At 75.1% G+C, this 10,734-nt stretch carries 11 protein-coding genes and 1 tRNA gene; 4 read left to right on the forward strand and 8 right to left on the reverse strand.

Annotation, left to right across the window (positions count from 1 at the left end):
• Positions 1-143: 143 nt before the first annotated feature.
• Positions 144-572 (forward strand): arsenate reductase ArsC, encoded by a 429-nt coding sequence (locus ACFUEL_RS04470; protein ID WP_380234474.1) that lies wholly within the window; start codon positions 144-146, stop codon positions 570-572.
• 182 nt (positions 573-754) lie between these two features.
• Here ACFUEL_RS04470 and ACFUEL_RS04475 read toward each other — a convergent pair whose 3' ends face one another.
• From ACFUEL_RS04475 to ACFUEL_RS04500, 6 genes are all read right to left on the reverse strand, one after another.
• The gene (locus ACFUEL_RS04475) at positions 755-1,411 is read right to left on the reverse strand and encodes a fasciclin domain-containing protein (protein ID WP_380234476.1); all 657 of its coding nucleotides are present in this window, start codon (positions 1,409-1,411) and stop codon (positions 755-757) included.
• A 58-nt stretch (positions 1,412-1,469) separates the two neighbouring features.
• Positions 1,470-3,068: a molybdopterin-dependent oxidoreductase gene (locus tag ACFUEL_RS04480; protein WP_380234477.1), complete on the reverse strand. Its 1,599-nt coding sequence runs from the start codon at positions 3,066-3,068 to the stop codon at positions 1,470-1,472.
• Positions 3,069-3,225: 157 nt separating this feature from the next.
• The gene (locus ACFUEL_RS04485; RefSeq protein WP_380234478.1) at positions 3,226-4,146 is read right to left on the reverse strand and encodes a hypothetical protein; all 921 of its coding nucleotides are present in this window, start codon (positions 4,144-4,146) and stop codon (positions 3,226-3,228) included.
• A gap of 443 nt (positions 4,147-4,589) precedes the next feature.
• Positions 4,590-4,662: transfer RNA gene (locus ACFUEL_RS04490), tRNA-Lys, on the reverse strand.
• Between the two features lie 133 nt (positions 4,663-4,795).
• A complete protein-coding gene (locus ACFUEL_RS04495; protein ID WP_380234479.1) occupies positions 4,796-5,467 on the reverse strand; it encodes a DNA polymerase beta superfamily protein in 672 nt (223 codons plus the stop codon).
• A gap of 157 nt (positions 5,468-5,624) precedes the next feature.
• Positions 5,625-6,242 carry a transglutaminase family protein gene (locus ACFUEL_RS04500; protein ID WP_380234480.1) on the reverse strand — a complete coding sequence of 206 codons (618 nt, stop codon included), beginning with the start codon at positions 6,240-6,242 and terminating at the stop codon, positions 5,625-5,627.
• 114 nt (positions 6,243-6,356) lie between these two features.
• Here ACFUEL_RS04500 and ACFUEL_RS04505 point away from each other — a divergent pair, with 114 nt between their 5' ends.
• Positions 6,357-7,121 (forward strand): SDR family oxidoreductase, encoded by a 765-nt coding sequence (locus tag ACFUEL_RS04505; protein ID WP_380234481.1) that lies wholly within the window; start codon positions 6,357-6,359, stop codon positions 7,119-7,121.
• A gap of 146 nt (positions 7,122-7,267) precedes the next feature.
• Complete coding sequence (locus ACFUEL_RS04510; RefSeq protein ID WP_380234482.1) at positions 7,268-7,966, forward strand: tyrosine-protein phosphatase; 699 nt, start codon at positions 7,268-7,270, stop codon at positions 7,964-7,966.
• On the opposite strand, the gene ACFUEL_RS04515 is transcribed toward ACFUEL_RS04510, so the two are convergent.
• Positions 7,935-9,137 (reverse strand): low temperature requirement protein A, encoded by a 1,203-nt coding sequence (locus tag ACFUEL_RS04515; protein WP_380234483.1) that lies wholly within the window; start codon positions 9,135-9,137, stop codon positions 7,935-7,937. The genes ACFUEL_RS04510 and ACFUEL_RS04515 overlap by 32 nt on opposite strands.
• 139 nt (positions 9,138-9,276) lie before the next feature.
• Here ACFUEL_RS04515 and ACFUEL_RS04520 point away from each other — a divergent pair, with 139 nt between their 5' ends.
• Entirely contained in the window at positions 9,277-9,576 is a 300-nt protein-coding gene (locus tag ACFUEL_RS04520; protein WP_380234484.1) for a hypothetical protein, read from the forward strand.
• 83 nt (positions 9,577-9,659) lie between these two features.
• Here the strand turns inward: ACFUEL_RS04520 and ACFUEL_RS04525 are convergent, their stop codons facing one another.
• Positions 9,660-10,502, reverse strand: a complete 843-nt coding sequence (locus ACFUEL_RS04525) for a TIGR02452 family protein (protein WP_380234485.1) — start codon at positions 10,500-10,502, stop codon at positions 9,660-9,662.
• Positions 10,503-10,734 lie beyond the last annotated feature (232 nt).

Here is a 10,734-nt window from a genome sequence, read left to right on the forward strand (position 1 = left end):
CCGGGGCTGACACCAGCGACGGCTGACATGTCCTGTGGCCGCCGCCGCTGGCCCAGCTGCCCGGCTCCGGCCGGCCGTCTCCGCCCGACCGGCCCTGGACGGCCGACCCTGGATCCCCGACCCGAACGAAGGACCGCCCACCGATGACCGCCGCGCCGCTCGCCTCCGTGCTGTTCGTCTGCGTCCACAACGCCGGCCGCTCCCAGATGGCCGCCGGCTTCCTCACCCACCTCGCCGGGGACCGCGTCGAGGTCCGCTCCGCCGGATCCGCCCCCGGCCGCGAGGTCAACCCGGCCGCCGTCGCCGCGATGGCCGAGGTCGGCATCGACATCTCCGACCAGCGGCCGAAGGTCCTCACCACCGAGGCCGTCCAGTCCTCCGACTACGTCATCACCATGGGCTGCGGCGACGCCTGCCCCTTCTTCCCCGGCAAGCACTACCGTGACTGGCCCCTCGACGACCCCGCCGGCCAGGGCGTCGACGCCGTCCGCCCGATCCGCGACGCCGTCCGCGCCCGCGTCGAGAGCCTCATCGCCGAAATCGACACCGCAGCGTCCGAGCCGAAGAACTGACCCTCCGACCGACGCACGACCCCGGACCCCGGCCCCCGCCCCGCCCCGACGACGCCCGTACCCACCTCGCCCAGGCCCCCGCGCCACCGGCCCGTGGTTCACCCTCCGGGCCCCGGCGCACGGCGCGAGGGCCCCTGGGAACCGCCGGAGCGGCCGGGGCCCTCGCGAGCACGACCGTGCGGTCAGGAGGTCGGCATCAGGACGGTGTCGACGATGTAGACGGTCGCGTTGGCGGTCTGCACGTTGCCGCACAGCACCTTGGAGTTGCCGTTGACGGTGAAGTCGGGCTGGGCGCCGGTGACGGTGAGGTCGCCGCCCTCCAGGGTCTGGTGGGTGCCGGCCAGCGCGTTCGGGGCCAGCCGCTCGGGGGTGACGTGGTAGGTGAGCACCTTGGTCAGCTTCGCCTTGTCGGCCAGCAGCGCGTCCAGGTCGGCCTTCGGGATCTTGGCGAAGGCGTCGTTGGTGGGGGCGAAGACGGTGATGTTCTGCGCCGAGTTGAGGGTGTCGACCAGCCCGGCCTGCTTGACGGCCGCCACCAGGGTGGACAGCAGCGGGTTGTTGGAGGCGGCGGTGGCCACCGGGTCCTTGGCCATGCCGCCGAACGACCCGGCGCCGTCCTTCGGCACGGCCGCGCAGGCCGCGCCGAACGGCTGGTCGTCCATCGCCGCGGCGGAGGCCGTGCCGCCGGACATCGCCGCCGACGAGGAGGGGGCCGCGGAGGCCGGGGCGGACGAGGAGCTCGAGCCGCCGCTGCTGCTGCACGCGCCCAGGGTCAGGGCCAGGGCGCCCGCGGCGAGCAGGGCGGTGAAGGCGCGGCGGTTGCGGGTGTTCGCGGACATGGCGGATCGCTCCTCGGTGCTGGGGTGAAGTGGTGCTAAGGAAAAGGATGTTGACGGTTCAGGTGACGGTGACGACGGTGCTGTGCCAGCCCGTCGCCCCGGCGGGGAAGGGCGCGGCGCGGCTCTCGGGCTGCACGGCGCCGGCCGCGTCGGTGGCGCGCACCTCGATCCGGTGGGTGCCGGGGGTCGCGCCCGTCCAGGCGTACGACCACTGCCGCCACAGGTCGGGCCCGGCGTCGGCGGCCAACTCGGCCCGCTGCCAGGGCCCGCCGTCGATCCGGACCTCGACGGCGGCGATGCCGCGGTGGGTCGCCCAGGCCGTCCCGGCGAGGTCGACGGCACCGGCGGGGACCTTGGCGAACGGCGCGGGCACCTCGATCCGGGAGGCGGTGCGGACGGTGCCGGTGCGGTCCCAGCCGCGCCGCACCCAGTACGGGTCGAAGGCGGCGAAGGTGGTGACCTCCAGGTCGACCAGCCACTTGGTGGCGGAGGTGTAGCCGTAGAAGCCGGGCACCACGCTGCGGCACGGGAAGCCGTGCGCGACCGGCAGCGCCTCGCCGTTCATCGCCACCGCCAGCAGCGCGCGGCGGCCGTCGAGGACGGACTCCAGCGGGGTGCCGATGGTCATGCCGTCCTTGGAGCGCCCCACCAGCTGGTCGGCCCCGGCCCGGACCCCGGCACGGCGCAGCAGCGCGGGCAGCGCGGCACCCAGCCAGCGGGCGGTGCCGGCGTAGGGGCCGCCGACCTCGTTGGAGACGCAGGACAGCGTGTGGTCCAGCTCCTCCAGCGGCTCGCGCAACAGGTCGTCGAAGCTGAGCAGTTGCGGGCGGTCGACCAGGCCGTGGATGCGCAGCGTCCAGTCCCGCGGGTCGATCTGCGGCAGGGTCAGCGCGGTGTCGACCCGGTAGAAGTCGGCGTTCGGGGTGGTGAACGGCGACAGCCCGGGGACGTTCGGGTGGACGGCGGCGGGCAGCGGCGGCAGCGGGACGGCCGGGGCGGGGAGGCGGACGGCGTCGCGGGCGGCGGTGACGTCGTAGCGGCGTTCGGTCAGGGCGCGTCCGCCGATCCCGGCCAGCGCGCCCGCCGCGAACGTCCCGGCGGTGGCGGCCAGCACCGTCCGGCGGCTCGTCGCCCCGGCGCCGTCCGGCTCCGCGTGCCGCACGGCGGGCGCCCCGGTCGGCCTGCGCCACAGCCGGGCCAGGACCAGCACGGCGGCCGCGCCGACCAGCCCGGCGACCAGTAACGGGGCGCAGTCGGCGGGGGACGCGCCGGGACGGGACAGCGCCGCCCAGGCACCGAGGCCGCCGAACGCACCGAAGACCGCGGCCCCGGCGGGCGGGCGCCGGACCGCCAACAGGCCGGCCAGCGCGGCGAGTAGGGCCATCGTCAGGTAGATCCCGCCCAGCAGCACCGCCTTGTCGTGGGTGCCGAAGGTGCGGACCGCGTACTCCTTCAGCGGCGTCGGCGTCAGGTCGATCGCCGCCGACCCCACCGCGATCACCGGCGCACTGCCCGCTCCGACGGCGCACGCGACCAGTTCGCCCGCGCCGAGCGCCGCCACCGCCGCCGCCAGACCGACCGCGGCCGCGCCGGCCACCCGCAGCAGTCCGCGGGCGGCACCGCGGCTCGGGGCGGCGGGAGTCGGTTGGTTGCTCACACCCCCGGTTCGGGGCCCGGACGGGCCCGGATTGGTCCGGCTTTCCCACCCGCTCCCCCGTGCACGGGGGTTGACCGATCCGCGCACCGCACGGTGTCGAACGCCGGGTACGGGCAGGCGCCCCGGAGCCGCTCCGTGGTCGGCCCCGGGCCCCGGGCTACTGCATGATCGTGCGCGGCAGGTGCGAGGGCGTCCTGACGCAGCTGTAGACCTGGAGGGTGTAGCCCCGCCCGACAGTCATCATGGTGGGGTTGTGCAGGGTTCGGTAGGGATACCCGACGGGCTTCGCCGTGTCCGAGGCCGTCTCGGCCGGCCGCCAACTGCCACTGGCCCCGTCCCACTCACTGCTGTCGACGGTGAGCAGCGCCTCCAGGGGCCCGCCGCACTCGCCGCACCGCCGTTCCTCGTCCTCGTCGGACTCGGCCGCGTCGCGGAAGGTGAAGGGAGCCGGCCACCCGCCCGCCTTCCATCCGGGAGCGACGGACAGATCGCTCCGGTAGCTCACCGACTGCTGTGCGCACCAGCCGTACACGCGCTCCTCCAGGGCCCGGTCGAGCAGATGGCCGGGCGGGAACTCCCGCACCGGTTCGGGCTGGAGCAGGCACGGCTCCGGTACGTGGTCGTCGCACTCGACATAGGCGGGCTCGGGAAAAGTGCGCAGGGCCTCGTGAACGTCCGCGGCCCGGCGCCACCGCAGTTGCACGTTGGCCGAGCACCCCTCGATGCCGTAGCCCGGCGCCCACAGCACCTGCAGCAGATCCGTACCTTCCGGGAAGGTCAGCGCGGGCACGTCGCGGGCGTAGAGCTGCGCGAGCGGAATCAGCGGCTGCGGGCCCGCGGGCAGCAGCGCGGGGTCGTGCCCCGCACGCAACCGCTCCGCCGTCTCGCTCTCCTGCGCGGACAGCAGGTTCTCCCGCGGGCCGCGCGGTCGCGCCCACGCCCGGGTCAGCAGGGCCCGCAACTGGTGGACGTCTGCCAGCTTCTGCACGGGCCTGACCGGCGGGCGTCCCGGCTCGTCCTCCGGCCAGGGTTCGTCCGCCGGCCAGAGCAGCGGCCCGCCCACCGAACTGTCGTGCACGGTCGGCGCTCCGGGACTCGGGTGCAGGCGGGTGGCCGTCCTGGCCAGGCCGGCGAGTTCCGGAAACTCTGCGGTGATGTCCAGCGGCCGCGGTGGTGTCGTGCGCCTCAAGTCCTCTTCCTTCCACGCCTGGGGGCAACGCTGCCGTATCCAAACACGGAACTCCGACGCCGCACGGGGCTCCGACGCCGCGGCGAACGGGCCATGCAGGGCAGCCACGGCAGTCCGTCCAGCGGGCCCGCTGTCGCAGTCGTCAAGGTCTGAACGAGCCGCTCATCGGGCGGTCGCCGCACCCCGAGCAGGCACGGACCGGAAGAACCCTGACGGCGTGCCGGTACAGCCGCTCGCGCACGTGGACCCAGAACGCGGCAGCACCCCGGCCAGAACGAGTGGCCGGGGTGCTGCGCTGCAGGTCGGAGGCGGTGTGACCGCCACGTTCCGGGTGGGCCGCCAGGGGTTCGAACCCTGAACCTACGGATTAAAAGTCCGCAGCTCTGCCAATTGAGCTAGCGGCCCGCAGCAGGCGTGGACCGGGTGGGACACCGCCTGCCGGGGTGATCCTACCTGGTGCCCGGTGGGCGGGGAGCAGTGGATTGCCGGGCGGGTCGCGGGGGGCCGCGGCCGGGGGTGGCAGGGGTCAGGGCGGGGGTCAGGGCGGGGGGAGGTGGGCGGTTCGGACGCGGTGGAGCCAGGCTTCGACCGGGCGTTCGTCGGGGGCGACGGGGAGCACGCCGGGGCGGTCGAAGCGGGTCTCGGCGGCGGCGAGGAGGGACGCGGCGTCCTCCGGGCGGTCGGCGTAGCGCTCGCCGAGGGCGCGGACCCGTTCCGGGTCGGGGAGGCGGATCTCCAACCGGCCGGTCTCGTGCAGCGTGACGCCCTGGCCGACCAGGCGCACCAGGTGCCGGGCGTGCTTGGCGGCCCTGGCCCGGCCCGCCGGGTCGGTGCGGTCGCGGGCGGTGAGTTTGCGGAACTGCTGGCCGGCGTAGCCCAGGTAGGCGCGCCGGACGGCCGGGCCGCACAGGAACGCCTCCCGCAGGCCGATCAGTTCCTCGCCGAGCGGCGTCCGGGTCTCGTACAACTCCTCGGGCAGCCAGACCAGTTCGCTGGCGGTCGGGTTGCCGGAGAGGGCCAGCCGGCACCACTTGGCGGCCTCGTGCAGGGTGCGGTCGGGGTGGGTGGTGACGTGCGACTCGGCGGGGCGGTGCAGGCCGTGGAAGGCGGTGGTGGGCGCGGCGAACAGGCCGAGCCGGTCGAGGTCGGAGCCGGCGTGCGCCAGGCCGTACGCGGTGGAGCCGACGATGCCGGAGAGCAGGACGTGCACGGGCGGACGCCTCCTCGGCGGTCGCGGGCGGGAACAGCGGTGGAAGTGGCAGCGGAGTGGCAGTGTGTCCCGGGCCGGGCCGTTCGCGCGAGCGATTTCCGGCCGCGCTGCGTGCCGCGGCCGCACGCCACGACACACCGCGCCACGCCAGAGCGAACTAGCCTGCCGATTCCGGGAGTTCGAGCGGCAGGTAGCCGTAGCCGGTGGAGTTCGGGACGGCCGTGCGCAGCCCGTCCAGCAGCGCCTTCGGCGGCGCCGCGTACACGGTGGTGTAGTGGTGCTCGCCGAGTGCCGGGTCGTTCGCCCAGGCGGGCCGCTCCTCGGCGGGGGTGGTGGCGAAGTGCCCGTCGGCGCCGTTCCGGTTGCCCCGGCCGTCCAGCCGCACCCACCACGAACTGCCGGGCAGCAGAACGCCGTTGAGGCCGTGCAGGACCTCGAGCTTCTGGTAGCACAGGCCCGCCGGGATGCCGTTGGCGCGCAGCAGCGCGGCCAGCAGGTGCGACTTGCCGTGGCAGATCGCGTTCCCGGCGGCGAGCACGTCGGAGGCCCGGTAGGCGGCCGACCAGCGGCCGACGTCCGCCGAGTGGTCGATCCGGTCGCGGACGTACTCGAACGCCGCCTCGGCGGTCCGCACCGGGTCCGCCCGCCGCAACTCGGCGGCCAGCGCGCGGACGGCGGGGTGGTCGTGGTCGACGGTGTCGTCGGCGGCCAGGTACGCGGCCGCCTCCGGCCGGTCGGCCCGCAACGGGCCGTGGGGGGAGACTGAGAGGTCCATGGCGACGATGCTCGACCGCCGCCCGGACGTCCGGCAAAGGGATTTCGCCCGGTGGGATAGCGTCGGCGGCGACACCGGGCACACCGCCGTGGACCGGACGAAGGAGCGAACGGCATGACGCAGGACGCGGCACGGGACGAAGTACTGGTGGTCACCGGCGGCGGGCGCGGCATCGGGGCGGCCACCGCGCTGCTCGCCGCCGAGCGCGGCTACCGGGTCTGCGTCAACTACCGCAGCGACCAGGACGCCGCGGACACCGTGGTGGAGCGGATCCGGGCCGCCGGCGGCACCGCGCTCGCCGTCCGCGCGGACGTCTCGCACACCGCCGGGGTGACCGCGCTGTTCGACACCGTCGACCGCGAACTCGGCACCCTCACCGCACTGGTGAACAACGCGGGCACGCTGGAGAAGCAGTGCCGGCTGGACGAACTCGACGAGGACCGGCTGAACCGGATCTGGGCCGCCAACATCACCGGCCCGTTCCTGTGCGCGGCCGCGGCGGTCCGCCGGATGTCCACCCGGTACGGCGGCCGGGGCGGCGCGATCGTCAACGTCGGCTCGGCGGCGTCCCGGCTCGGCTCGCCCAACGAGTACGTCGACTACGCAGCGTCCAAGGGCGCGCTCGACTCGATGACCACCGGCCTGTCGCTGGAGGTCGCGGCCGAGGGCATCCGGGTCAACGCCGTCCGCCCCGGCCTGATCCACACCGGCATCCACGCCCTCGGCGGCGAACCCGGCCGGGTCGACCGGGTCGGCCCGAACCTGCCGATGGGGCGCGGCGGGCAGCCCGAGGAGATCGCCGAGGCGATCCTCTACCTGCTCTCCCCCGCCGCCTCGTACGTCACCGGCGCCTTCCTGGACGCGGCCGGCGGACGCTGACCGGCGGACGCGGCCGACGGTCGCCGCCCCGGGAACGCCGACCGGGGGACGCCGACCGGGGGACGCTGACCGGGCCGGTGCCGCCTTGGTACCGGTTCGGTGAACGGCCCGGCCGGACGTCCGCCCCGGCGCCTACCGTGGAACGCATGACCGAGACCGAGACCGCCGCCGCGCCCTTCCTCGACATCCCCGACGTCCCCAACCTCCGCGACGCCGGGGCCGGCGTCTACCGCCCCGGACTGCTCTACCGCTCGGCCACCCTCAACCACCTCACCGACGACGGCGTGCGGCGCTTCGCGGAGCTCGGCGTCCGCACCGTCCTCGACCTGCGCAGCATCGCCGAGGTCGAGCAGTACCCGGACCGGCTGCCGGACGGCGTCGAGTACCTGCACCTGCCGATGCTGCCCGACCCGGCCACCACCGACCGGGCCTGGCCCGAGGACCAGGCCGCGCTCTACCCGTTCATGGCCGAGACCGGCGGCGTCGCCGTCGCCGCCGCCGTCCGCGCCCTGGCCACCGGCGCCCCGCTGCTGGTGCACTGCGCCGTCGGCAAGGACCGCACCGGCCTGACCATCGCCGTCCTGCAGACCCTGGCCGGCCTCCCGCTCGAAGCCGTCACCGCCGACTTCCTCCGCTCCAACCCCGGCCTCGGCCTCGACCGCGGCCCCGTCCCCTACTTCGACGCCGCCGGAGTGGAACGCCTCTCCCGCCCCGTCGAAGCCGCCCACCTGCACGCCGCCCTCACCCACGCCACCACCCGCCACGGCTCCCTCGACGCCTACCTCCGCGACCACGGTGCCACCGACCCCGACCTCACCACCCTCCGCTCCCTGGGCCCGGCCTGACGGCGGCGGCCTCCCGGGCACCCGGCACGTACTGGAGCGGTCCGTCCGCCGACCCGCCACCCGCCGAACGGCCCTCCGCCCAGAAGAGCAGGGCCAGGATCGCGGCGGTGGCGGCGAGTTGGGCGAGCGGGCCGACCCGGGTGCCGAGCGGGGCGGTGGCGAGGGTCAGGGCGGCGGCCAGCAGGCGGAGGCGGACGGGGCCGAGGGCGAGGATCCGGCGGACGGCGGCGTTGGCGCACAGGAAGAGTGCGGTGCCGCCGGAGAGGGCGAGTGCCTCGGGGAGGTGGATCGGCGAAGTGGGGTGCGCGGTGGCGGTCTTGGCGCCGGTGGCGAACAGGATGACGGCCAGCAGCAGCGCGTAGTGGCCCAGGTTGTAGACCTTGATGGCGGCCAGGTTGCGCCGGGCGTCGTCGAGCCGGGCCATCGCGCGGACGGCGTGCTCCTCGTCGTCCGCACCGAAGTACGCCCACCACAGGCCGACGCAGACCGCCAGCGCGAGCATCGCCGCGCCGATCAGCGCCGGGGTGAGCTCGGCCCCGTCGATGCCGACCCCGATGGCGATCACCGACTCGCCGAAGGCCACGATCACCACCAGCCCGTGGCGTTCCACGAAGTGGTCGGCGCGCAGTTGGAAGCGCGGCAGGTCGACCAGGTACGGGATGGCCAGTTGGAGGCCGAACGCGGCCGTCCAGAGCAGTAGTTCGGGCCCGCCGCGGAGGTAGCCGCCGGTGATCACCAGCCCGGCCCCGAGCAGGTTGAGCGCCCCCATCCGGGCCACCGCCCCGGGCCGGACGCCGGCGGTGGCGAACATGCCGGTGTGCACGGCGATCACCAGCAGGTACGCCCAGCCGAAGATCTCGCCGCCGCCCTCGAAGGCCCGCGGCACGCTCAGCGCGATGACCAGGAAGCAGCCCATCCCCAGCAGCATCAGCGCCCGCTGCCCGGCCGTGCGCGGCGGGACGGCGTTGGCCACCCAGATGTAGGCGTCGTACATCCACCAGATCACCGCCAGCATCACCAGCACCCGGGCGAGGCCGCCGGGGGTGAGGTGGTGGGCCAGGCTCGCGGTGAGCTGGGTGATGACGAAGACGAAGACCAGGTCGAAGAAGAGCTCCAGCGGACTCGCCCGCAGCTCCCCGTCCCCCGTCGGTTGAAACTCTCGATCGGTCACCGCCCGAGTATCCCAATCCCCGTTCCCCGCACGGCGGACAGCTCGTTAGGAGCGTTACCGTGGACGCTGCGTCCACCGGTGCGTCCAACTGGTGCGTCCGCCGGCCGAGCCGGTCCGCCGTCGTGAAGGAGTCCGTCCCATGGCCCGTTTCCCCGCCACCGCCGCCGTCGCCGCCACCGGGCTGATCGGCGGGTACGCGACCGCACGGTTCAGCGGACGCCGCGAGCTGGGCGGCGCGGTGCTGGCGGCGGCCGGGGCGACGGCCGCGGTGCGCTGGGGGCGGCGGTCGGGGGTGCCGGCCGCGGCGGGGCTGACCGCGCTGTACCTGGGGGCGTTCGGCGGCTCGCACCCGCTGGCGAAGAAGATCGGCGCCTGGCCGGCCGTGCTGACCGTGACGGGCGTGGTGGCCGCCGCCTCCGCACTGGCCACCGGCGACTGAGCCCGGGAGTCCGGGGCGGGCGTTCAGCCGCCGAACCAGCCCACGGATCAGCCCACGAATCGGCCCTCGAATCAGCCGCCGGATCAGCCGCCGGAACGCTGGTCGAAGCGCTGGTCGAAGCGCCGCTCGAAGGCCGCCCGGTTCACCGAGGGGCTGTTGCGGTCCCAGACCGCGAACACCACCCGGTCGAAGGCCGCGCCCCACGCGTCCAAGGCGTGCCCGAACGCGTCGGCCACCTCCGCCGGGTCGTTGCGGAACACCCCGCAGCCCCACGCGCCCAGCACCAGTTCGCGCGCGCCGTGCGCGGCGGCGACGGCCAGCACCCGGCCGGCCCGTTCGGCCAGCAGCGGGGCGAGGTCGAGCGGCCGGCCGGGCGAACGCAGCGCCAGCTGGCCCGCGTTGGGCGCGGGCGAGGTCAGGAAACCGACCCGGTGGGTGCGCTCCAGCAGGTCTCCCCGGCCGTCCCGGATCACCGGCACGCCGGGCGACCAGATCACCCGGTGGCTGTAGCGCAGGTCGGTGGAGGCCCGGTGCGCCTCGTAGTAGTCGGGTGCCTCCAGCAGGCAGCGGTAGAGCAGCGCGGTGCGGCAGACGTCCTCCTCCTGGGCTTTCGCGCCGCGCAGGTAGCCGCCGCCGGGGTTGCGCGCGGACGCGAAGTTGAGCACCGCGACGCCGCGCCCGCCGTCCTCCACCAGCCGCCGGGCCGCCTGCATGCTGCCCTCGCCGGTCACCTCGACCACCGCCCCGGCCGCCAGCGGCCCCGGGCCGGGCCCGAACTCCGCGTCCGCCGGGTACGACACCGTGCCGGCCCTGGCCTCGGCCAGCTCCTCGGCGATCCGCACCACCGCGCCGCCCGGGCTCCGGTACTCGCCCCGGTCGGCGATCTGCTCGTTCTGCGCGGCCACGGCCTGCTGCCTGCTACTCATGCTTCGGCACGCTAATCGCCAACTCCCTTGCCGACCAACGATTTTCGTCCGGAAACGCGGGCGGGCCCGCCCCACCGAAGTGGAGCGGGCCCGTCCTGGCTGCCTGCGGCAGGTCAGTTCTTCCAGCGGGGCTTGCGGTCGCCGCCGCCGTTGTAGCCGCCGCGGTCGTCGCGGTTGAAACCGCCACGCTCACGGTCGCCACCGAACGAACGGCCACCACGGTCGTCACGGT

Source organism: Kitasatospora sp. NPDC057198, assembly GCF_042670125.1.
In the GTDB taxonomy this organism is placed as follows: domain Bacteria; phylum Actinomycetota; class Actinomycetes; order Streptomycetales; family Streptomycetaceae; genus Kitasatospora.